General features: G+C 60.3%; 21 protein-coding genes, 2 tRNA genes and 1 pseudogene. 14 read left to right on the top strand and 10 right to left on the bottom strand.

Annotated elements, in window-relative coordinates:
• The first annotated feature begins 4 nt into the window (after nucleotides 1-4).
• Both B8991_RS07080 and B8991_RS07075 read left to right on the top strand, forming a co-directional pair.
• Nucleotides 5-1,240 carry a DUF1501 domain-containing protein gene (locus B8991_RS07080; RefSeq protein WP_084351796.1) on the top strand — a complete coding sequence of 412 codons (1,236 nt, stop codon included), beginning with the start codon at nucleotides 5-7 and terminating at the stop codon, nucleotides 1,238-1,240.
• A gap of 156 nt (nucleotides 1,241-1,396) precedes the next feature.
• Nucleotides 1,397-2,116 carry a GNAT family N-acetyltransferase gene (locus B8991_RS07075; protein ID WP_084352232.1) on the top strand — a complete coding sequence of 240 codons (720 nt, stop codon included), beginning with the start codon at nucleotides 1,397-1,399 and terminating at the stop codon, nucleotides 2,114-2,116.
• On the opposite strand, the gene B8991_RS07070 is transcribed toward B8991_RS07075, so the two are convergent.
• Entirely contained in the window at nucleotides 2,117-2,833 is a 717-nt protein-coding gene (locus tag B8991_RS07070) for a response regulator (RefSeq protein WP_084351794.1), read from the bottom strand.
• A gap of 129 nt (nucleotides 2,834-2,962) precedes the next feature.
• Between B8991_RS07070 and mce the strand changes: the two genes are divergently transcribed.
• Together mce and B8991_RS07060 are read left to right on the top strand one after the other, a co-directional pair.
• Nucleotides 2,963-3,367, top strand: a complete 405-nt coding sequence (gene mce, locus B8991_RS07065) for a methylmalonyl-CoA epimerase (protein WP_084351792.1) — start codon at nucleotides 2,963-2,965, stop codon at nucleotides 3,365-3,367.
• A gap of 19 nt (nucleotides 3,368-3,386) precedes the next feature.
• Complete coding sequence (locus tag B8991_RS07060; RefSeq protein WP_084351790.1) at nucleotides 3,387-3,683, top strand: DUF1467 family protein; 297 nt, start codon at nucleotides 3,387-3,389, stop codon at nucleotides 3,681-3,683.
• Here the strand turns inward: B8991_RS07060 and B8991_RS07055 are convergent.
• The 3 genes and pseudogenes from B8991_RS07055 to B8991_RS21865 form a co-directional block, all read right to left on the bottom strand.
• Complete coding sequence (locus tag B8991_RS07055) at nucleotides 3,637-4,335, bottom strand: EI24 domain-containing protein (protein WP_084351787.1); 699 nt, start codon at nucleotides 4,333-4,335, stop codon at nucleotides 3,637-3,639. The two genes, B8991_RS07060 and B8991_RS07055, sit on opposite strands and share 47 nt — an antisense overlap.
• Complete coding sequence (locus B8991_RS07050; RefSeq protein WP_084351785.1) at nucleotides 4,332-4,910, bottom strand: nitroreductase family protein; 579 nt, start codon at nucleotides 4,908-4,910, stop codon at nucleotides 4,332-4,334. The genes B8991_RS07055 and B8991_RS07050 overlap by 4 nt, the downstream gene beginning before the upstream one ends.
• A gap of 268 nt (nucleotides 4,911-5,178) precedes the next feature.
• Nucleotides 5,179-5,304 (bottom strand): annotated as a pseudogene (locus B8991_RS21865) (IS3 family transposase); the annotation flags it as partial.
• A gap of 451 nt (nucleotides 5,305-5,755) precedes the next feature.
• Here B8991_RS21865 and B8991_RS07045 point away from each other — a divergent pair.
• The 3 genes from B8991_RS07045 (at nucleotide 5,756) to B8991_RS22235 (ending at nucleotide 6,510) form a co-directional block, all read left to right on the top strand.
• Nucleotides 5,756-5,832 (top strand) — tRNA-Arg (locus tag B8991_RS07045).
• Between the two features lie 44 nt (nucleotides 5,833-5,876).
• The gene (locus B8991_RS21420) at nucleotides 5,877-6,194 is read left to right on the top strand and encodes a serine integrase family protein (RefSeq protein WP_084351783.1); all 318 of its coding nucleotides are present in this window, start codon (nucleotides 5,877-5,879) and stop codon (nucleotides 6,192-6,194) included.
• Nucleotides 6,127-6,510, top strand: coding sequence for a recombinase zinc ribbon domain-containing protein (locus tag B8991_RS22235; protein WP_179141440.1), 384 nt, complete (start codon nucleotides 6,127-6,129; stop codon nucleotides 6,508-6,510). The genes B8991_RS21420 and B8991_RS22235 overlap by 68 nt, the downstream gene beginning before the upstream one ends.
• Here the strand turns inward: B8991_RS22235 and B8991_RS07035 are convergent.
• Nucleotides 6,489-6,563, bottom strand: a tRNA-Thr gene (locus B8991_RS07035). The two genes, B8991_RS22235 and B8991_RS07035, sit on opposite strands and share 22 nt — an antisense overlap.
• 233 nt (nucleotides 6,564-6,796) lie before the next feature.
• Between B8991_RS07035 and B8991_RS21415 the strand changes: the two genes are divergently transcribed.
• Genes B8991_RS21415 through B8991_RS07025 form a run of 3 tightly spaced genes read left to right on the top strand, consistent with a single transcriptional unit; the run spans nucleotide 6,797 to nucleotide 8,708 of the window.
• Entirely contained in the window at nucleotides 6,797-6,958 is a 162-nt protein-coding gene (locus B8991_RS21415; protein WP_179141439.1) for a hypothetical protein, read from the top strand.
• A gap of 5 nt (nucleotides 6,959-6,963) precedes the next feature.
• On the top strand, nucleotides 6,964-8,232 hold the full coding sequence (gene murA / locus B8991_RS07030) for a UDP-N-acetylglucosamine 1-carboxyvinyltransferase (RefSeq protein WP_084351781.1): 1,269 nt from the start codon (nucleotides 6,964-6,966) through the stop codon (nucleotides 8,230-8,232).
• Nucleotides 8,229-8,708, top strand: a complete 480-nt coding sequence (locus tag B8991_RS07025) for a DUF2948 family protein (RefSeq protein WP_084351779.1) — start codon at nucleotides 8,229-8,231, stop codon at nucleotides 8,706-8,708. Before murA ends, B8991_RS07025 begins: the two co-directional genes overlap by 4 nt.
• A gap of 225 nt (nucleotides 8,709-8,933) precedes the next feature.
• Here B8991_RS07025 and B8991_RS07020 read toward each other — a convergent pair whose 3' ends face one another.
• Both B8991_RS07020 and B8991_RS07015 read right to left on the bottom strand, forming a co-directional pair.
• On the bottom strand, nucleotides 8,934-9,611 hold the full coding sequence (locus B8991_RS07020; RefSeq protein WP_084351777.1) for a response regulator transcription factor: 678 nt from the start codon (nucleotides 9,609-9,611) through the stop codon (nucleotides 8,934-8,936).
• 9 nt (nucleotides 9,612-9,620) lie between these two features.
• Nucleotides 9,621-11,201, bottom strand: a complete 1,581-nt coding sequence (locus tag B8991_RS07015) for a sensor histidine kinase (RefSeq protein WP_084351775.1) — start codon at nucleotides 11,199-11,201, stop codon at nucleotides 9,621-9,623.
• Between the two features lie 421 nt (nucleotides 11,202-11,622).
• On the opposite strand from B8991_RS07015, the gene B8991_RS22280 reads away from it, so the two are divergent.
• Nucleotides 11,623-11,880 (top strand): hypothetical protein, encoded by a 258-nt coding sequence (locus B8991_RS22280; RefSeq protein ID WP_084351773.1) that lies wholly within the window; start codon nucleotides 11,623-11,625, stop codon nucleotides 11,878-11,880.
• Between the two features lie 33 nt (nucleotides 11,881-11,913).
• Here the strand turns inward: B8991_RS22280 and ggt are convergent, their stop codons facing one another.
• Nucleotides 11,914-13,638: a gamma-glutamyltransferase gene (gene ggt, locus B8991_RS07005; protein WP_084351771.1), complete on the bottom strand. Its 1,725-nt coding sequence runs from the start codon at nucleotides 13,636-13,638 to the stop codon at nucleotides 11,914-11,916.
• 201 nt (nucleotides 13,639-13,839) lie between these two features.
• On the opposite strand from ggt, the gene B8991_RS22145 reads away from it, so the two are divergent.
• The gene (locus B8991_RS22145; RefSeq protein WP_268876730.1) at nucleotides 13,840-13,974 is read left to right on the top strand and encodes a hypothetical protein; all 135 of its coding nucleotides are present in this window, start codon (nucleotides 13,840-13,842) and stop codon (nucleotides 13,972-13,974) included.
• 317 nt (nucleotides 13,975-14,291) lie between these two features.
• Here B8991_RS22145 and torT read toward each other — a convergent pair whose 3' ends face one another.
• The gene (torT, locus tag B8991_RS06995; protein ID WP_084351767.1) at nucleotides 14,292-15,335 is read right to left on the bottom strand and encodes a TMAO reductase system periplasmic protein TorT; all 1,044 of its coding nucleotides are present in this window, start codon (nucleotides 15,333-15,335) and stop codon (nucleotides 14,292-14,294) included.
• 93 nt (nucleotides 15,336-15,428) lie between these two features.
• Between torT and B8991_RS06990 the strand changes: the two genes are divergently transcribed.
• Nucleotides 15,429-18,341, top strand: a complete 2,913-nt coding sequence (locus B8991_RS06990) for an ATP-binding protein (RefSeq protein ID WP_084351765.1) — start codon at nucleotides 15,429-15,431, stop codon at nucleotides 18,339-18,341.
• On the opposite strand, the gene B8991_RS06985 is transcribed toward B8991_RS06990, so the two are convergent.
• Complete coding sequence (locus tag B8991_RS06985; RefSeq protein WP_084351763.1) at nucleotides 18,322-19,020, bottom strand: response regulator; 699 nt, start codon at nucleotides 19,018-19,020, stop codon at nucleotides 18,322-18,324. The genes B8991_RS06990 and B8991_RS06985 overlap by 20 nt on opposite strands.
• A 178-nt stretch (nucleotides 19,021-19,198) precedes the next feature.
• On the opposite strand from B8991_RS06985, the gene B8991_RS06980 reads away from it, so the two are divergent.
• On the top strand, nucleotides 19,199-20,152 hold the full coding sequence (locus B8991_RS06980) for an ABC transporter substrate-binding protein (protein ID WP_084351761.1): 954 nt from the start codon (nucleotides 19,199-19,201) through the stop codon (nucleotides 20,150-20,152).

Here is a 20,152-nt window from a genome sequence, read left to right as displayed (position 1 = left end):
TCCGATGTCGCAACGCCCCCTTACCCGCCGCGCCTTTCTGACACGTTCGGCAGCCCTTGGATGTTCGGCTGCGGCCAGCCCGCTGTTGACGCCGATGACCTTTGCAGCCGCCCCCGGTGACAACCGACTGATCGTGATCATCCTGCGCGGCGGCATGGACGGTATCGGCGTGGTACGCCCCTATGGCGATCCGGCCTATCGCGCCTTGCGCGGCCATCACCCCATGGTCTCGGACACCGGACCGGTCGATCTGGATGGGTTCTTTGCCATTCATCCCGCGCTCCGCCCATTGATGCCTTTGTGGCATGCCGAACAATTGGGCTTCGTTCACGCGGTCTCGACGCCGTATCGCGACAAGCGCAGCCATTTCGACGGGCAGGACCTGCTGGAGGCCGGAACACCCGATCTGGCACAGGGGTTGGCGCGGGACGGTTGGCTGAACCGGATGATGACGACGATGCCGGGTCTCACCACGCGCTCGGCCTTTGCCATCGGGCGCGACAATATGGCGGTTCTGTCCGGTTCGGCCCCTGTGTCCAACTGGTCGCCCGACAGTGATCTGCAACTCAGCCCGCAGGCCATGTTGCTGGCGGAAATGGTTATGGCCGAGGATCCTCTGTTTTCCGCGGCCCTGAAAGAGGCTTACGGTCTTGCCGGGTCGGACGGAGACCCGGTGCGCAGCCTTGCCAGCGAAAGCGAGATACTCGCCGAGATGCAGCAGAACATGCTGGCGGCGACGCGTGGCGGGACGGAAACCAAGATTGCCGAATTTGCAGCGCAACAGCTGCGCGGTGCCACCCGCATCGCGTCTTTTTCTTTGAACGGGTGGGACACGCATGCTCAGCAATACAAGGGACTGAACAAAGCATTGGGCCGGTTGGCACAAGTGATTCTGGAGTTGAAGTCAGGACTGGGGCCGGTCTGGGACAAAACGGCCATTGTCGCGATGACAGAGTTCGGACGGACGGTCCGCCTCAACGGATCCAACGGCACGGATCACGGCACCGCCGGTGCCATGATCATGGCCGGCGGCGCAATTCGGGGAGGCCGGGTGGTGACCGATTGGCCGGGACTGGAAGAAAGCGCGCTTTACAAGCGGCGGGACCTGATGCCCACCCGCGACGTGCGCGCGCATGCCGGATGGCTGATGCGCGAACTGTTCGGGACGTCGGTCAGTGATCTGGAAAGCATCATATTTCCGGGGCTTGAAATGGGAAGCAACCCGCATCTGGTGCTATGACCCCGTCCCATCCGTACCGTACCAACGCCAATTCCCAAGTCACCCAACCATGTGCAGTCAACCAGGCTGGGGCTATTTTGTCATGGAAAGTCGCACGGTTCTGCGCCAGAAATGCAGAATGTTCCTGATGTCACATTTCATCGCAAAGGGCCTTGGATGAGCAATCCGTACAGGCACCGCGAGACCATCGAAGGCTGGTCGCCGCCCCCGCGCCCTGCGGCCGCGCCGATGAATGGACGGTATTGCCTGCTGGAGCCGCTGCGCACGGGCCGCCACGCAGCCGCGTTATTTGATGCCTATCACGGGAATGATGCGGTCTGGGACTATCTGCCATACGGGCCATTTTCGTCCCTGGAACACTATGCCGAATGGTTGCGAAGTGTCGAAGGGCTGGACGACCCGTCCTTCTATGCCATCCACGACAATGACGCGGGCCGCTGGGGAGGTGTCGCCGCTTATCTACGGATCACCCCGCAAGCAGGCTCTATCGAAGTCGGACACATCAACCTTGCGCCGGCGCTGCAAGGCACCCGCGCCGCAACTGAAGCGATCTACTTGATGATGCGCCACGCGTTCGAGGCCGGGTATCGGCGCTTTGAATGGAAGTGTGACGCACTGAATATGGGGTCGCGCCGCGCGGCGCAGCGGCTGGGTTTCAGCTATGAGGGCGTGTTCAGACAGGCCACTGTGGTCAAGGGCCACAACCGTGATACCGCGTGGTTTGCCATGATCGACAAGGAGTGGCCCGCGTTGCAAACCGCCTTTGACACCTGGCTGGACCCTGACAACTTTGCGGCCGACGGGCAGCAGAAAACACGGCTTAGCGATCTGACGAAACCTGTGCGTTTCGCGGATGATCCCGCATTGGCGCTCTGATCAGATCGCCACCCTTTCGCTCAACCTTTCCTGTACCAAACCTGCAAGCGATGCCGCCAGCGACTGCACCGGTTGCCCCTTCTCGCGTGATATCGCCAGAGCATCGGCTGCATCCAGAAGCGTGGAATCCCCGGCACTGCGCGCGACCCCGGACAGGAACTGCACGACATAGGCGATGCTGCGATCGTCACAGGCATCGCTCAGCACGTCTGCGGCATGGGCCATATCGTCGCGATAGGCGACCGGATCCGGGACGATGATCTCGTCAGAAACCGTTCGCAGACCCGCCGGCCTGCGCTCGGCTGGAAGGTGAGCCAGTACTGCGGACTGAAACAGTGACACACCGCTAAGGGGCTTGGCCAGGAAACCGTCGGCACCGGCCGCGATTGCCACCGTCTCGGCGAAATCATCACCGCTGATGGCAAGGATGACATCGACACGCGGCATCGCCCCCGCCATTTCCGCGATCAGATCGGCCCCGGACCCGTCCGGCAGCCCCATATCCACGATGGCCACCGAGGGGCGGTAAACCTGAAGGTGTCGCCGCGCGGATTTCAGACAATCTGCACGGCGCAAACGCGCCCCGCTGCGCAGACACATCAGGCGCATCGCCTCACACGCATAACGGCTGTCTTCGACCACCAGCACGGTCAGGCCAAGCAGGGGCCGCGTGGCAGTGGGCAGTCGGCTCAGGTCAATCTTGTCCAGTTCATCCATGGCAACCTCCTATTCGGACCTCCGCACTCTGCCCTGAACAGCCCTAATGAGCGGTTAATGGACGCAGCCTGCTTGCGCGCTACCACCCGCCCCATGCATAAGCGGCAAAACAACCACGGAGATTTCCCGATGATCGGTCGCCTGAATCACGTCGCCATTGCCGTCCCGGATCTGGAGGCTGCCTGCGCTCAGTATCGCTCGGCGCTGGGTGCATCCGTTGGCGCACCCCAGGACGAACCCGACCACGGTGTAACTGTCGTGTTCATCGAATTGCCCAACACCAAGATCGAACTGCTTTTTCCTTTGGGGGAGGACAGCCCGATCAAGGGTTTCCTTGAAAAGAACCCGGCGGGCGGCATCCATCACATCTGCTACGAGGTCGATGACATTCTGGCCGCCCGTGACCATCTGAAGGCCACAGGTGCCCGCGTGTTGGGTTCTGGCGAGCCAAAGATCGGCGCGCATGGCAAGCCGGTGCTGTTCCTGCACCCCAAGGATTTCAACGGCTGTCTGGTCGAATTGGAACAGGTCTGACAGCTGGGAGCATCGTCAAATGTCCATTGTTTCTGCTGTCGTTCTTTTCGCGGTGATCTGGTTTCTGTGCTTCCTGATCATCATTCCGCTTCGCCTTCAAACACAGGGCGATGTGAACAAGATCGTGCCCGGCACACATGCCAGCGCGCCAGAGCATCACGGGCTGAAAAAGAAGGCCTTGATCACCACGGGGATCTCCGCGGTCTTGTGGGCGATCATCGCCGGCGTCATCCTGTCGGGCTGGATCACCGTGCGTGATCTGGACATGTTCAACCGGATGGCACCCGAGACTGAAGCTCATGAAACAGATGGGTAAAGGTGGCAGCACCCAAAATCGGGATCAACAGGTTCACCAACGGCACCGATAGCGGCACAGCCATCAACACGCCGGCCAGCCAGATCGTGGCCATGTGACGCCTGCGCAGACGTTTCGCCTCGGCCCGGCCCACCCGCCGCATCGCCGCAAGCGTGAAGTATTCCCGGCCCAACAGAAACCCGTTCACGCCCCAGAAGATAAACGGCCACGCGGGCAGAAAGATCAGCCCCAGAATAAGCGCAACAATATTTGCGAGGATCAGTACCCCGAGAAAGTTGACCGTGTCGCGCAGGGCGTCCCCGAAAGGCACTGGGGCTGCGGGAGGCAAATCAGGGTAGTGCTTGTCCTCCACCGCCTGCGCCACATCGTCGAGAAACATCGAGGTAATGGCCGACGCAACCGGCACCATCAGGAAAACCGACAGAACCATCATCAGGCCAATAGCGGCCCAACTGGCGAAATCATCCAATGCGGTGATCTCTCGGCCGAACAACGTCACGCCTTCGGGGATGATCGCGTCGAGCAGCCACAAGAAACCGGCCGTGGCCCCTATCAGCAATGCGATGGTCAGCCCAACCCCCAGCACCAGAACTTTGCGAAACCGCATATCTCCGATTTGGCCGACAGCCGCCAGAAACGACGACAGGATCATTCTGTAACCCAGCTCGTGATGTCGTCCAGCACCGGGCGCGGACGCTCAGGCGGGGCCGCCGTTTCTGTCCCGATATGAATGTATCCGGCGATACGCTCATGCGATGTCAGACCAAGCGCCTCTTCCATGAATTTTCGGTCATGCGCGACCCAGCCAGACAGCCAGTTTGCCCCCCATCCGGTCGCCAGAGCCGCATTCAAAAGCGCAAGGCACACTGCTCCGGCGGAATAGGTCTGCTCCAGCAACGGCACCTTCTCGGCTTTGCGTTCCACCTGCACGACCGCGACACAAAGCGGGCTGTCGGCAAATTGCGACCGCCCCTTGTCAATCTTGCTTTCATCCAGGCCCAGGCTCTTGCCCCGCCGCTCGGCCGCGGTGGCCAGACGTTGCAACGCCGCCCCCTGAAGGACGATGAACCGCCACGGTTCCAGCTTGCCATGATCGGGCGTCCGCGCCGCTGCGGTCAGGATTTTCTCCAACGCCTGCGTGTCGGGTGCAGGGCCTGTCAGGGTCTTGGCGGGACGCGACCGCCGGCTCAATAGAAATTCCATCGCAGAGGGGTTGGGCGCGGGCATTGGCGGTCTCCTGTTATTACTGCCCCTATGTCTGCCGGGAACCGAAAGGTTTCAAGGGTTTTCAAATGGTTTTAATCAGGTATCCTCGGGGGATCATCGTCACATATCCCCCGCAACAGCCGAAAGTTATGCGCGTTTTTGTGGTGCGGTATGATTTGCAGCAATATATATCGACCGGACGAGCAGCCAGGCATCCGACTGTCCGAGCATCACGCACTCACGAACAAGAAACCCCAGGCCCGACAACATCCACGCCCGGTCAGAACCTATGTTGGCTGCCCTGATTTGTATAATGAATAAAGCCCCTTAGCGGTGCTTTGAGTGTAATGGCCATATTCCACACCCGGATGATAAAATCCCGTTTCATCCGGTTTGAGACCGCCCAGCCGATCACAAGATGCGCGACAGGTCCAATAACTCAGCTACTCAGCTACCTAGAGCGCCAATAACCGCCCACCATGTGCGCATAAGCCCATCAAACCAAAAGGTTTCTTCCAGGTGGGGCGCATGCCATGGCGGCACCAAGTCTCTGACCATCAGGGTGTCATCGGTCGGAATTTGGATAGAATCTGGCAGCGTTCGTCCATGTAATTCAACTGGATAGATCAAGGACCTTCTAATCCGTTGGTCAAGCCCAAATTTTGCTTTGAAGTGACGTTGATTAGCAAGTAGTAGAATATCGCGGACTGTTTTACAGCCTGTTTTCAGCGGCTCCGTAGCTCAACTGGATAGAGCGAGGACCTTCTAAGCCGGAGGTCTGGGGCCAGAAGGAGATGAAAATACAGACGGTTAGGGAAATGTCACCGGTTTGAGAACCGTTTTCCGAACCGTTATCAAAGAGCCACGGTCCCGTAGCTCAACTGGATAGAGCACCTGACTTCTAATCAGGATGTTGGGGGTTCGAGTCCTCCCGGGATCGCCAAATCAAACTACTTACTGAAATCCCGCGTTGAAAGCGGCTATTGGGTGTTCCGCGCACCTACCGGATACAAACACGTTTCCGCCAAAGGTGGCGGCAAGGTGCTTGTGCCTGACGAGCCGATAGCCGCCGTGGTTCGCGAAGCTCTCGAAGGTTATGCTAGCGGGTGTTTCGCCAGCCAAGTCGAAGTGCTGCGCTTTTTCAAACGCAATCCGCATTTCCTTAAAGATCGCAAGGACGGCTCATTGCGCTCCATGACGGTCACGCGGCGGCTCAAGAAGGTTGTTTACGCCGGATATGTCGAGGCTCCCAAATGGAAGGTCGCTGTTAGGGAAGGAAAGCACGAAGGTCTTATCAGCTACTAGACGTTCCAGCGCATTCAAGAAAATCTGGCAGGAAGGAAGGAAACGCGCCCCGGCAGCGCGGGCGGATTATCACGAGGATTTCCCGCTACGCGGGTTCGTCGCATGCGGTTCCTGCGGCAACGCCATGACGGCGGCTTGGACTACAGGCTGCCGCAAGCGATACGCCTACTATCGCTGCGAGACGCGGGACTGCGAAGAGCCGCCGAAGTACCGCCGGAATCAAGGGTATAGAACTATAAAATCTGCCTTTTCCCTTCAAGGTGTTAGGGGATTCGACAGGTCTAAATGGAGAAATGGTGCTGTGAGAGAGGATTGAACTCTCGACCTCACCCTTACCAAGGGTGTGCTCTGCCACTGAGCTACCACAGCATCTCGTTTCCAGTTAGTAACCTCTGACGTTGGCACGAGGCAAGAGGGTTCTGGGATTCCTCTATCACGATCAGCGCCTGCTGTTCGTCCGACCGATATGCAGCAGCGATACGTGCGCATACAGGGCAAATGAACCGTAGGAAACCGACGGTGTGGGCGGCTCTCTAGACGCAATTCAGATCGCGTGCAAGCGCAATCTGGACGCTTTTTGCCGAGTGGGTTAAGGAGGGCCGATGAAGCGGAAATCGGACAGTGCAAAACCGGCGAACCGGGATGATCGACTGAAAGCGGCGTTGAAGGCCAATCTGGCCCGGCGCAAGGCGCAAGCGCGCGCCCGAGCCACTGCGGTGGATGACACACAGGCCAACGAGCAGGCCGGGAAAAAGAAAGACTGAGGCATATGGATTCGATCATAGTGACTGGTGGCGGCGAACTCGATGGGCAGATCCCGATAGCCGGGGCCAAGAACGCGTGCCTCACACTTATGCCCGCGACGCTCTTGTCTGAAGAGCCGCTGACGCTGACCAACGCGCCGCGCCTATCGGACATCAAGACCATGACGGAGCTTCTGAGCTCGCTTGGGGCAGAGGTATCCAGCCTTCAGGGTGGCAAGGTGTTGGCAATGTCCAGCCATAACCTGAACAATCACACCGCGCATTACGACATCGTTCGCAAGATGCGCGCATCCAACCTCGTGCTGGGGCCGATGCTGGCAAGGTTGGGGCATGCGATCGTCTCCCTGCCCGGTGGATGCGCCATCGGCGCGCGCCCGATGGATCTGCATATCGATGCACTGGAGGCATTGGGCGCAGAGATTGAGCTGAAAGACGGCTACCTGCATGCGCAGGCTCCGGGCGGGCTGAAAGGTGCCACGCACGAGCTGCGTTTTGCCTCCGTAGGTGCCACCGAGAACACGGTGATGGCGGCGACGCTGGCCAAAGGCACCACCGTGCTGAAGAACGCGGCGCGCGAGCCCGAGATTGTTGATCTGGTGCGCTGCCTGCGCAAGATGGGTGCGCAGATCGACGGTGAGGGTACCTCGACGATCACCATCCAAGGCGTTGACCGGTTGGGCGGTGCGACACATCAGGTCGTCACCGACCGGATTGAACTGGGCACCTATATGCTGGCTCCCGCGATCGCAGGCGGGACGGTCGAATGTCTTGGCGGCCGGATCGAGCTGGTACAGGCTTTTTGCGAAAAGCTGGATCAATGCGGGATTTCGGTCGAGGAAACCGAAGCGGGGCTGAAAGTGTCGCGCAAGAATGGCCGCATTCGGGCCATCGATGTCGTGACAGAGGTATTTCCAGGCTTTCCAACTGACCTTCAGGCACAGATGATGGCGCTGCTCTGCACCGCAGATGGCACCTCGGTCCTGGAAGAGAAAATCTTCGAGAACCGCTTCATGCACGCGCCGGAACTGGTGCGCATGGGTGCGGAAATCGACGTTCAGGGCGGCCTTGCCACGGTGCACGGCGTCGACCGGCTGAAGGGCGCGCCAGTGATGGCGACCGACCTGCGCGCCAGCGTTTCCCTGATCCTTGCCGGGCTGGCGGCCGAAGGCGAAACCATTGTCAGCCGAGTTTACCATCTGGATCGCGGATACGAACAGGTCGTCCGCAAATTCTCGGGCGTTGGTGCCAAGATAGAACGGGTACAACTCAAATGACCGATGATGCAAAATTCGAAGATGGCGGCGATCGCCCGCTGAACCTCGGGGCTTTGGATGTGGAGGATCTGACAGTCTTGTCGTCACTGGCGCAAGACGCGGTTTTCCCGATCACCGAAATGCGTTGGGATCGCGGCACGGGACGGCTGGCGCTGCTGGTCAATCGTTTCCGTTGGGAGGACCTTCAGTCCGCCGGCCAGACAGCACGGTCGCCCGAACGTGTGCAATCGGTTTTGATGATCGAAAACGTTCACCGCGTCGGCACCCAAGGCATCGACCCGAAAGATCGCGATACGGTGCTGTCCCTGCTTGCGCTGACATTCGAGGCCACCGATGCGCCCTCTGGCAACGTCATTCTGACGCTGGCCGGCGACGGTGCGATCCGGGCCGAGGTTGAGGCTTTGGACATTCGGTTGCGCGACGTGACCCGCCCATATCTGGCACCCTCACGTCAAGCGCCCCGCCATCCAGAGTAGAGCGCACGGTCGCAAGCCGTTCGCCGCGCCCCGTGCCCTGAGACACTCAGCCCCGGCACCCTGTCGGGTGCGGCCCGCCAAACCATGCACTTGGAGAGAGAGATTGAGCGGACCGCCATTCATCCCGGCGGGAGGAGTTTGAAACCGGCAGAGGACCTCGCCGTTTCTGCGTCTGATACTGTCAAACCACGGGCAGAAAGCGAATTCTTATTTCCTAAGAACATGTCAGCCCAAAACCGGTGTCAGCCCTTCAAGGCAAAAACCACGATTGCGCTGCGTCCGGATCTCAAATCCGAAATCCTGCCCGGCGATCTTTTTTCGCAGATAGCCGATATAAACATCGACGACATTTTCCGTGCCGGACCCGTCGGTCGCCCATAACATGTCAAAGATCTGCCCGCGCGACACCGGTGATCCGGCGTTGTCCGCCAGAATGCGCAGCAGCGAAAACTCCCGCTCTGTCAAGAAAGTTTCCCCCTGCGCGCGGCGCAAGCAACGCGTCCTTTCCGTCATGACAGCGGGTGCCGGGCGACTGACCATCGCGCGTTTCTCCTGCACACGCAGCCGGGCCACCAGCTCGTCGAAGGAAAACGGCTTGACGATATAGTCATCTGCGCCGGCCTCCAGGCCGGCGGCGCGATGATCCACATCCGACAGGGCCGACAGCATGATGATCGGCACCACGATACCTCCGGCACGCGCAGAGCGGACAACGTCGATGCCATTCTCTTCCCCCAGCATGACATCGAAAATCGCACCATCGTACTGATCGGCCATCAGCCGTTCCAATGCCCTGTCGGCGCGGTTCTCGGTATCCGCGATATAACCATGCAGGGCCAGACCGCGCGCAAGGGCTGCGGTGATTCCGGGGTCATCATCGACGATCAGAAGGCGTGTTGTCATAGCGGCAGTTTACGGATCCTTGCGCGGCAGTCTAACGGATACTTTCGTTCCGTGCCCGCCCGCATCGTCGGACGGCAGCGGGCTTTGCATCCGGATCGTGCCCCCCTGTGCTTCGACCACCCAACGCGCCAGCGCCAGCCCGATCCCGAACCCCTGCCCTTCCGGGCTGCGCCCGCGCCTGAACCGCTCAAACAGTTCTGCGATGTCGGAGGGGGGCACGCCGGGACCATGATCCACCACGGCAATTCCGACCGATTGCGGCTCGTCTATGGGCACCAAACGCACGATCCCACCGTCCCGCGCATGTCGCACGGCGTTGCGCACCAGCCCCACCACCACCTGCCGCATCCAGTTGGCATCCGCCACAACCGGAAGCGCGGGGCACGACGCCATCTCCAGCACCATGCCCGCATTTGCGCATTCATGGGCAACCTCTTCGGCCACATCGGTCAAGATCTCGGCCAGATCAACAGGCTGCGGATCCAGCGCCAGTTCACCACTTTCCGAACGCGCCACCCGCAGCAAATCATCAATCCGCCGGTTCAGACGCGCTGCGCGTTCTTCAATCGTCGCGAAGGCAGAATCCGCCCCGGACCCCTGCCTTTGGCCGATCTGCGCCTCCATCAGGATCACCGTCAGCGGCGTGCGCAGCTCATGGCTTATATCGGCGAAAAAGCGGCGGCGGTTTTCATCGGTTTTCGCCAGCGCCGCATTGGCGGTGCGCAGCTCCGCCGTGCGCTGTTCGATGATCTCATTCAACGCCTCACGGTCTTTGCGTATGTTGTCCTCGCGCAGGCTTAGCGCCTGTGCCATCCGGTTGGTCTCGGAGTAGAGCAGCCCGATCTCATCCTGCCTGGTTTCGGGCAGCGCGACGGCGTAATTCTCTGACCCGATCTGCCGGGCCGCATCGCGCAGCCGGTCAAGTCGCCCGAATTGAGGCCGAACCAACCCGAAATAAAAGGCCAGTGCGGTCAGGACGGACAGAACGGCAATCACGATTGCCAGCCGTCCAAGCGACTGCCGCAATCTCTCGATCCCCGTCAGGATTTCGTTTCTGAACAGGATTTCGGCATTCACCGCCTGATTGAGCAGCGGATCAAACCCGGATGCGAACCCATTGATCCGTGCCCTCAGCGTTTCTGCATTGTCAGGACCTGCCTGCAATCCGCTGACAGTATTACCGATCAAAGCCTCCATCCGCGCCAGACCCAACGATTGCGTGGCATAGCGGGATTGCGCGTCCAGCCCCAACGCCTCGACCTGCGCGACGGCCTGTTCCAGATCCCGGCGCAACTGCCCAAAAGTGGTATTGATGTTCCTGACGACCGGCTCAAGCCGTTCTCCCCGCGCCCCGGCATCAAGTCCGGCTTGCACCGCTTCGGTCGAAATCACGAGAAAGGTGGAAATCTGGGTAGAGAGCGTGGAATAGCGCGCAATCCGCGCCTCTGCGGCCAGGGCGGTTTCCAACCGATCCGAAACGCGGGTCATCCCGATGAACATCGCCCCCGCGGTAAAAAGCGTCCCCACCGTCAGAAGCATTGCCCCGCCCGCCAGGCGGACCTTGAGAGAGACCTTTCTACGCTGCGACATCACAATTCGACCATTTCTTCGGCATAGGCCGAAAGATGGACAAGAAAACGGATAGTTCGCATGATCATTCCTGCCAACATTTCGTCGATTTCAGGACCCATCGTTAAAGGTGCAACGCCACAGTGCGTTCGGGCTTAGGGGATGTATTGCAGAGAAGTGCGCCGCGCGTAAACGCAATTGCATGCCCTGCGCCATTTTGCAGAGGCCTATCGGAAGGCAACGCCGTTGCAAAGGTTCCGACGGCTTGCGCTTCTCAATCCTTGGCGCGGTTGACCTGTCTATGACAGCACCCAGGTTCATACATTCCCAACCCAAAAGAAAGCGGCTCTCGCCCGAAACCTGACGGGAGATATACGCAGCACCGGGGGAGTGCATTGCGACCCAACCGAGGAGGTACCCATGAAATATATAGTATCCCGCAATGCCTTGGCCGCTGTCCGCTTTTGCTGCATCGGGACGGGAAAATCCTGAATGCAATGCTCCGGCCAATCCGGGCGGCCGCTGGAATTTCATCTGCCGTCAAGTCGGTAAATCCGTGCAGGATCAAGAGTTCATCGACCTTCGGCACTGGCGAGCTGCGCGGAGGCACCATGCAATTGCACAGCGCGTCCGGTATTCGCTGTGCAACCATCACCGGATGAAGCCCGCGCAAAAGAAAGCCCCGGCCAGCGCGTGCTGACCGGGGCGGGTTCGTTCACGTTCAGTGGCCCCGTCAGTGGCCCAGTGTCGCCGCATCGACGCGGCGGGGGTCCGAGGCACCGAACAGGTAGCCGCTTGCTTCGTCCACAAGGATCGACTGGGTCGAGCCCATCACGGACTGTTCGCTGACCTTGTGTCCGCGCTGTTCCAGCAGGCCAATCGTATCGACGCTGATCCCATCCTCGATGCGGATTTCATCGGGCAACCACTGGTGGTGGATGCGGGATGCAAAGCTGGCCTCGGCGATGTTCATGCCGTGGTCAATCACGTTCATGATGACTTGCAGCGTGGTCGTGATGATCCGCGACCCACCCGGCGAACCGGTCACCATGAAGACCTTGCCATCCTTCATCACCAGCGTCGGCGACATCGACGACAGCGGCCGCTTGCCACCTTCGACAGCATTGGCATCCCCGCCGATCAACCCGTAGGCGTTGGGCACGCCCGGTTTGGCGGCAAAGTCGTCCATTTCGTTGTTCAGCAGCACGCCGGTGCCGTCAGCGACCATGCCCGACCCGTAGGAGAAGTTTATGGTGTAGGTATTGGCGACGGCGTTGCCATCCTTGTCCACAATCGAGAAATGCGTGGTCTCATTACTCTCATAAGGCGCTAGGTCGCCCGGTTTGATCGTGCTGGAGGGTGTTGCGGCATGCAGGCTGATCTGCTTGCGAATGTCGGCGGCATAATCCTTGGACGTGATCTCTGCCAGCGGCACATCGACAAAATCACTGTCCCCCAGATACTCCGAGCGGTCCGCATAGGCGCGCTTCATCGCTTCGGCCATCAGGTGGATCGTGTCGGCGGAATTGTGGCCCAGAAAGCCAATGGGATAGCCTTCGAGGATATTGAGGATCTGCACGATATGCGCCCCGCCGGAACTGGGCGGCGGCATCGAGACGATCTCGTATCCGCGATAGGTGCCGCTGACCGGGTCCCGCAGGACGGGCTTGTAGTTCGCCATATCCTCGACCGTGATCCGCCCGCCGGTATTCTGCACGGCCGTCGCGATCTTTTCCGCTGTCTCGCCCTTGTAGAAACCGTCAATGCCCTCATCGGCGATCTTCTGAAGCGTGTTGGCCAGATCGGCCTGCGTCAGGGTTTCGCCCGGTTCGTAGAATCCGCCGCCTTCCTTGAAGAAAATTGCTTCGGATGAGGGCCATTTCTTGAGCCGTGCCTCCAGTCCTTTGAGGCTGTCGGCAAGGCCCGGCGTTACGGCAATCCCGTCGCGCGCCAGTTCGATCGCGGGCTGGATAACCTCGGCCAGCGTCATGGTGCCGTATTGGTCCAGCGCCATCTGCATACCCGCGACAGTGCCCGGTACGCCCGTGGCAAGGCCGGTGAAGCGTGACAATTCGGAATCGGCATTGCCTTCTTCGTCAAGATACATGTCCCGCTCGGCCGAGGCAGGGGCCATTTCGCGGTAATCAATCGCTTTGGTCTCGCCAGATTCCGCGTCATGCACAAGCATGAAGCCCCCCCCGCCGATATTGCCCGCACGCGGCAGGGTCACTGCCAGCGCAAAAGCCACAGCCACGCCCGCGTCGATGGCGTTGCCGCCGGCTTTGAGAATGTCGAGCCCGACGCGGGCGGCAACACCTTCCTGCGCCGCGACCATGCCATTTTCCGCATAAACCGGATGAACGCGGTCAGCACCCGAAAAAATCGCGTCTTCCTGCGCGTGAAGCGTAGAAGCACTGGCGAATGCGAGGCATAAAGCCCCGGAAAAGAGCTGTCTCATGGTGTCCCTTTCATGCTGCGGAAATTATTCAAAACCCAAACGTCTCGGCAAGGATCGTGCCAATTCCATGCCTCCGGATCAACCACCTTTCGATGCATGATGCCCAACAACACACTCTGAGCGAGAGTTCGCCGCGAATTCGGGGCGCCATTCGGTGCATCGTCCGCGCCACGCCATATAGAAAAGATACAGTAAAAAACGGTGTCCGCGTCCTACCGCACGATGCTGAATATTGGCCCTATCGGTGGCGGCCAGTTGGCGGCACTGAACAAACTTCGCGCGTGGCTGAACAACTCGGCGAAGCCCGGCGACCTGTTCAGGACAGCGGTGGCCTGATATTCGAACGCGCCGCCAAGAGAGGAGAGCTATGTATTGCCCGCCCTGAGAATCGTAACATATTGTATTATATTCTATATTTCAGAAATCTCTTAATTCCCTGGCGGTCCGGGGTCGCGGCCCGATCCATTTCATCGACACCAACGCGCCGGATGCAGGCCGTCACCAATACCAAGGATCCGGCTGACATCTGAAAATACTTGAAGGGATCGCTTTTGTCACAATTTCGACTGTCGGCGTTTGCGTCATCATGTGTCACCAGAAACGCACTGTTGGCACGATCCGTGTTCCAGCACGCGCTGATTTTTTGCAAACCACTAATGGGTCTCAAAGACCGGCACGAAGGCCGCCGGAGCCAGGGTTTCGGAAAGTGAAATCGCATCGACATTGTCCCCGGTGATGACTTGGATCTTCGGTCCGGCCTTGGTGATCTCAAGCTTGCCTTCGATGGCACGCACCGCCATTTCGATGGCCAGCCGCCCTTGCAGGATTGGAAAATCAGTCGGTGCCGCGAGAATTCTGCCGCGTCTGATGCCGCGATAGACCGCATGGCTCATGTAATCGGAAACGATCAGAATCTGCTCATCAAGCCCTCGCGCGCGCAGCAACGACACCGCCGCTTCGGCGGTCGGGGCGCTTCCGACAATGTAATCGAGATCGGGGAAATCATCGAGCGCCTCTTCGACCAGTCGCACCTGGATCTCACGACCGGTATCGCCGAATTTGCTGACAACGACTTCCGCCGAACTGCCGCGCAAGGCCTTGTGAAAGCCGTTCTGAACAAAGCGCACCCAGCCAGCTCCTTCGGGGCCGGGAAACCAGGCCAACCGCACCGGCGCGCTGCCCTCCGGGTGGCGCTCTGCGATGATCCGCCCGGCGGCGGCACCCATTTCCTCCCAAGACACGGCCGAACGGGCGCTGATACCGCCTTCGGCGATGTCATTGACCGCAGCGATAACCGGGATCTGCCCGGCGATCTGGCGGATGGTTGTCGAGAGTCCGTGAAACGACACTGTTCCGATGATCAGCGCATCGGCACCGGAGGCGACGCAGCTTTCGACCTGCTCGATCTGGCGCGCGAGATTGGGATAGCCGCCCGCCTCGACCAGTCGGAATGAGACCCCCAGACGGCGGGCTTCCTCGACCATGCCGTAATTGACGCTAAGCCAATAGGCGTCCTTCATATGCGGATATGAGACGCAGATCCGCCAGCGCCGCGCAGCGCCTTCGAGCGGCTGATAGGCAATGGTATCGACCGTCTGCTTACCCTCGGCGGAGAGACGCGGCACGTCGAGATCCCAGCTTTGCGCCAAGGCCGGTGCGCTCAGGGCCAGCCAGATCAGTGCGGCGAGATTTCGCATGGGGGTCCATTCCTGTGAAGTCCGGGCAGTAGACACCGGGCGCGACTGCGTTTCAAGTTTGCGCAAGCGCGACTTTGCTGCGTAAGCTGGCGCATGTTCGAAAGATTGGGATTGGGCGGGCGGTTGATCCTGGCGTTCCTTGTGATCGCCGGGTTGCCGACGCTTGCTGGTGTGTTCGGCCTGATTGAACTGCGCGACATCGCCCATAGTCAGTCGCGCATCGTGAATGAAACGATCCCGGCGATCGCCCATGTGCGCGGCATCACCGAGGAAAGCGGTCGGGTAATCGCCGCCGCGCCGGAACTCGCCAAGGAAACCTCGCAGGTCGGGCGCGAAAGGCGCGCGCAGTTTCTGGCCGAGCAGGTGGCGGCCCTGAGCGGTCGGCTGGAGCGCGATGGCAGTGAGGAGATCGGGAATACCATGGTGCTGCGCGGCGCGGTGGCCGATGTCGAAGCGCGGATCTTCCGGCTTAACGATCTGGTCGAGCAGCGCATCACCCTGACCGAGATCCGCCGCGACCGTCTGCGCGCGGCGTTGCAAGCGGCCACCGACCTGCTCGACATGGCCGATACGCTGGTCGCCAATGCCGAGATGGGCACCACCGCGGTGATCACCAGCCTCTATGATTACAGCACCGAGGATATCAGCCGCGCCGATACGCTCGACAAGCTGATCGAGGTTGACCTTTTTCAATTGGGCCTGATGTTCGAGCTGCGCTCGCGCACCGCCGAGATCGGGCTGCTGGTGAACCGGATCGCCGAAGCCGGCGCGCTGGCGCAATTGCTGGAGATCCGCGCGATGCTCAACAACCGCATCGAGGTGGTGGCGCGGCGGGTCACCTCGATCCGCGATCCGGGACGGTCCGAACAGGCCGCCGCCCATTTGCAGGTATTGTTGCCGCTGGTAGAGGGCGAGCGCGATATTTTTGCATTGTCCGCAGACATCCTGCGCATCCATGACGAGATTGCAGCCCAGCAGACCGAGCTGCAATCCGCCGCGATCCAGCTGGGCAAAGAGGCCGGCAGAGTGGCAAGCATCGCGCAGGAACAGGCGATCGCCACCGGCGTGGCCGCAACAGCGCAATTGCGCCGCACCCAACTGCGCAACGGCATTGCAGCAAGTATCGCGCTGGCAGTGTCGCTGGCGGTGCTCTGGTTCTTCATTCGCGGCAATATCACCCGCCGCCTCGACCGGCTGTCGGGCGCGATGGCCGCTTTGGTCAGCGGTGACCTGGAACGCCGTGTCGTGCCCCTGAAAAGCGATGAGATCGCGCGGATGGAAGAGGCGGTGGAGGTGTTTCGCCAGCAGGCCATCGACAATCGCGAGCTTGAAGCAGAGCGTGATCGCAACGCCCGCGAATTGCTCGAACATCGCAATAACCTGCAAGTTCTGGTCACCCAGCAGACCGAGCAGTTGCGCGAAGAGGTGGAGGCGCATGATGCAGCAAGGCGCAAGGCCGAGAGCGCGGACCGGGCGAAATCGGAATTTCTGGCGATGATGAGCCATGAGATACGCACGCCGATGAACGGCGTGCTGGGCATGTTGCGCACCATGTTTGGCGAGGGGTTGAGCCGGACACAGACAAGACGTCTGCATGCTGCGATCACCTCAAGCCAGAGCCTGCTGCGGATCCTCAACGGCATTCTTGATTACACCAAGATCGAAAGCGGCGTGCCGACACTGGAAGCCACCACCTTTTCCCTGCGAGAGCTGGTCGAGGATATCGTGACGCTGATGCGGCCCACGGCGCGCGAACGCGGCGTCGAACTGCTGCTTGACCTGCCGCCAGAGGTGCCCCCGGCGCTGAAAGGCGATGCCGGGAAGCTGCGGCAGATCCTGTTCAATCTGGTATCCAATGCAGTGAAGTTCACCGCCCAAGGCGAGGTAGTATTGCGGGTCCGGCTGGGAAGCGAGGAAGACGCTCAGCTTGGCGTGACGTTCGAGGTCAGCGATTCCGGCGTCGGGATTTCGGCACAGGCGCAGCAGCGCATTTTCGAAGCATTTGAACAGGAAGACCGCAGCATCGCACGGCAATTCGGCGGCACCGGGCTGGGGTTGGCGATCTGCAAGCGCTTTACCGATGTGATGGGCGGCACGCTCAGCGTCGAGAGCAGCAAGGGCCGCGGCTCGGTTTTTACGCTAAGCGTGGCGCTTGAGCCGGGCGATGCGGCTGATCTGCCGCACGCCGAGGATTCGTTAAGCTTTCCGACCCCGGTACGGGCTTTGCGCATACTGGTGGTGGAGGATAACGAGATCAACCGTATGGTGGCGCGCGGGTATCTGGAAAGATTGGGCCATACCTGCCGCTGCGTCGGCTCGGCGGAAGAGGCGCTGTCGGTGCTCGGGGCGGAGGATTTCGACGTGGTGCTGATGGATGTGAACCTGCCGGGGATCAGCGGCACCGCGGCGACCCGCAAGCTGCGCCAGTCAACCGATCAGCGACTGGCGACCCTGCCCGTGATCGGCATTTCGGCGCATGTACAGGAGGAGCAGACCTCGGTTCATCTCGATGCCGGGATGGATTGCTTCGTGGCCAAACCGATCTCACCGGATCGGCTGGCCCAAGCGCTCGACGCGGTGACGGCAGGCCACAAGCGCAAGGTTTTTCTGCCACAGCACATGGAAGGTTCCGGTGCGATCGCCGACGATCTTCGCCGCGCGCTGGCAGAGAATGCCGCGGATTTCGGCACGGCACGCACGCTGGAAATCGCCGATTTGTTTCTTGAGCAACTCGGGCGCGAGCAGCGCGACCTGCACGCTGCCTGTGCCTCGCAGGACTGGCACAGAGTGTGCAAGCTTGCGCATCGGATCAAGGGCGCGGCGGGAAATTTCGCCCTGACCGAGATGATCGAGACCCTGCAAAAAGTCGAACGGGCGGCAGAACACGGCGAAGGCGCGCTTGTGATCCGCCATCTAAAAAGACTGACCCGCGAACTGACTGCTGCACAGGAGGCGATGGAGCAGGCGCTGACGGAAATGCGCGAGCTTACTCCAGTGGCGCAGTAAAAACGTACCCCTCGCCATGCACCGTGGTGATGAACCGCGGCGCGGCCGGGTCTTCCTCGATCTTGGCGCGGAGGCGGCGGATCAGCACGTCAACGGTGCGCGGATTGGTGCCAAACTGGCGATGGGTGACGCTGCCCATCAACATGTCACGGCTCAGCACTTCGCGGGCGCGCCCGATCAGCGTGTTGAGCAGCTCGAACTCGGCGCGGGTCAGCGGTACTGTCTCGCCGTCGCCATCCTGCAGGCGGCGGCTGGCGCTGTCGAATGTGAAATCGCCAAAGCGCACGACGCGGCGGGACAACCGGCGGATATCAGAGGTGCGGCGCAGCAGGTTCTTGATTCGGGCAAGCAATTCGCGCCGGTTGAACGGCTTGCAGACGTAATCATCAGCGCCAAGCTCAAGCCCGACAATCCGGTCCACGTCATCACTGCGTCCGGTCAGCAGGATAATCCCCAAATCCGATCGCGCCCGCTGCTCGCGGGTAATCTCCAGCCCGTCCTTACCTTCGAGGTTGATGTCCACGATCAGCAGATCTATCTCTTCGGACGGAAGCAGGTCCTCGGCCTCCGGGGCGCTTGCTGCTTCGAAAACAGTATAGCCCTGCGCCTGCAAATAGCTGGCGAGGGTGGTCCGGGTGACCGGTTCATCCTCGACGATCAGGATCTGATATTTGCGCAATGCCGCTGCCCTCCCGCAAGACTGTTAACAAATTTTAACATTCTCTACCATCCTGTTCATCACAACAGGCTTACCTGTTCACATATCCTGAATAATCTGCTGCTGCGGAAGGTCAGACCCGTCCGCGGAACACCGTAGTGCCCACCAGTGGCACCGGGAAACCATCAGGGAGAATTAGATGAAAACGCAATTCAAACTTTTCACGCTTGCCGCGGGACTAAGCCTCAGCGCCACAACTGCTTTTGCCGAAGATTCCTCCGACCCCATTGTCATTCCGACCCATAATTGGTCGAGCCAGATCGTGATGAGCCATGTGGTTGGGCAGATCTTCGAATCGATGGGCACAAATGTCGAATATGTGTCCACCGACAGTCAGGCAGTCTATGAATCCGTGCGCCTGGGTGACGTGACGCTTGAGCTCGAAGTTTGGGAAGGTGCCTTCGGTAATTCGTTCCGAGCCGCGCAGGAGAAGGGCGGGATCGTCGATGCCGGGGACCATGACGCAATCACCCGTGAGGATTGGTGGTATCCTAGCTGGACCAAAGATGCCTGCCCGGGCCTGCCCGATTGGGAAGCCCTGAACGCCTGCAAAGCAGAATTCGTCACGCCCGAAACCGGCGATAACGGCCGTTTCCTTGGGGGTCCAGTGGACTGGCTCAAGCATGACGCAGAGCGCGTCGAGGCGCTGGATATGGATTTCACCGTGGTAAACGCGGGCTCCGCATCGGCGCTCTGGGCCGAAGTGGCCGCAGCCGAAAAGACCAAGCGCCCCGTGGTGATCTTCAACTGGACGCCCAACTTCGTTGAAGCGCTTTATCCGGGTGAATTCGTCGAATTCCCGAAATGGGAAGAAGGCTGTGACACTGATCCGTCGGTCGGTCCGAACCCTGACGCGACCTATGATTGCGGCAACCCGGCCAACGGTTACCTCAAGAAGGCCGCTTGGGAGGGAATGGAAGAGAAATGGCCCGCCGCCTACAAGACCCTGACCGAAGTCAGCTTTACCAACCCGCAGATCGCGGAAATGGCCAAGCTTGTCGATATTGACGAGATGGAGCCCGAAGAAGCAGCTGCGGCATGGCTCGAATCCAACGAAGATGTCTGGAAGCCCTGGGTGGCCGGTGGCGCCTGA

The sequence above is a fragment of the Primorskyibacter flagellatus genome (assembly GCF_900176485.1).
GTDB classification, from domain to species: Bacteria; Pseudomonadota; Alphaproteobacteria; order Rhodobacterales; family Rhodobacteraceae; genus Primorskyibacter; species Primorskyibacter flagellatus.
This window is presented reverse-complemented; position numbering and strand designations above follow the sequence as displayed.

Excerpts from the sequence above, each read along its gene's own strand:
- B8991_RS07025 (WP_084351779.1), top strand. The coding sequence starts at position 8,229 with ATGACCGATGATGCAAAATTCGAAGATGGCGGCGATCGCCCGCTGAAC.
- B8991_RS21415 (WP_179141439.1), top strand. The coding sequence starts at position 6,797 with ATGAAGCGGAAATCGGACAGTGCAAAACCGGCGAACCGGGATGATCGA.
- B8991_RS22280 (WP_084351773.1), top strand. The coding sequence starts at position 11,623 with ATGCCTTGGCCGCTGTCCGCTTTTGCTGCATCGGGACGGGAAAATCCT.
- B8991_RS06980 (WP_084351761.1), top strand. The coding sequence starts at position 19,199 with ATGAAAACGCAATTCAAACTTTTCACGCTTGCCGCGGGACTAAGCCTC.
- mce (WP_084351792.1), top strand. The coding sequence starts at position 2,963 with ATGATCGGTCGCCTGAATCACGTCGCCATTGCCGTCCCGGATCTGGAG.
- B8991_RS07020 (WP_084351777.1), bottom strand. The coding sequence starts at position 9,611 with ATGACAACACGCCTTCTGATCGTCGATGATGACCCCGGAATCACCGCA.
- murA (WP_084351781.1), top strand. The coding sequence starts at position 6,964 with ATGGATTCGATCATAGTGACTGGTGGCGGCGAACTCGATGGGCAGATC.
- B8991_RS06990 (WP_084351765.1), top strand. The coding sequence starts at position 15,429 with ATGTTCGAAAGATTGGGATTGGGCGGGCGGTTGATCCTGGCGTTCCTT.
- B8991_RS07080 (WP_084351796.1), top strand. The coding sequence starts at position 5 with ATGTCGCAACGCCCCCTTACCCGCCGCGCCTTTCTGACACGTTCGGCA.
- B8991_RS22235 (WP_179141440.1), top strand. The coding sequence starts at position 6,127 with ATGTCGAGGCTCCCAAATGGAAGGTCGCTGTTAGGGAAGGAAAGCACG.
- B8991_RS07055 (WP_084351787.1), bottom strand. The coding sequence starts at position 4,335 with ATGATCCTGTCGTCGTTTCTGGCGGCTGTCGGCCAAATCGGAGATATG.
- ggt (WP_084351771.1), bottom strand. The coding sequence starts at position 13,638 with ATGAGACAGCTCTTTTCCGGGGCTTTATGCCTCGCATTCGCCAGTGCT.
- B8991_RS07070 (WP_084351794.1), bottom strand. The coding sequence starts at position 2,833 with ATGGATGAACTGGACAAGATTGACCTGAGCCGACTGCCCACTGCCACG.
- B8991_RS07050 (WP_084351785.1), bottom strand. The coding sequence starts at position 4,910 with ATGCCCGCGCCCAACCCCTCTGCGATGGAATTTCTATTGAGCCGGCGG.
- B8991_RS07060 (WP_084351790.1), top strand. The coding sequence starts at position 3,387 with ATGTCCATTGTTTCTGCTGTCGTTCTTTTCGCGGTGATCTGGTTTCTG.
- B8991_RS07075 (WP_084352232.1), top strand. The coding sequence starts at position 1,397 with ATGAGCAATCCGTACAGGCACCGCGAGACCATCGAAGGCTGGTCGCCG.
- B8991_RS07015 (WP_084351775.1), bottom strand. The coding sequence starts at position 11,201 with ATGTCGCAGCGTAGAAAGGTCTCTCTCAAGGTCCGCCTGGCGGGCGGG.
- torT (WP_084351767.1), bottom strand. The coding sequence starts at position 15,335 with ATGCGAAATCTCGCCGCACTGATCTGGCTGGCCCTGAGCGCACCGGCC.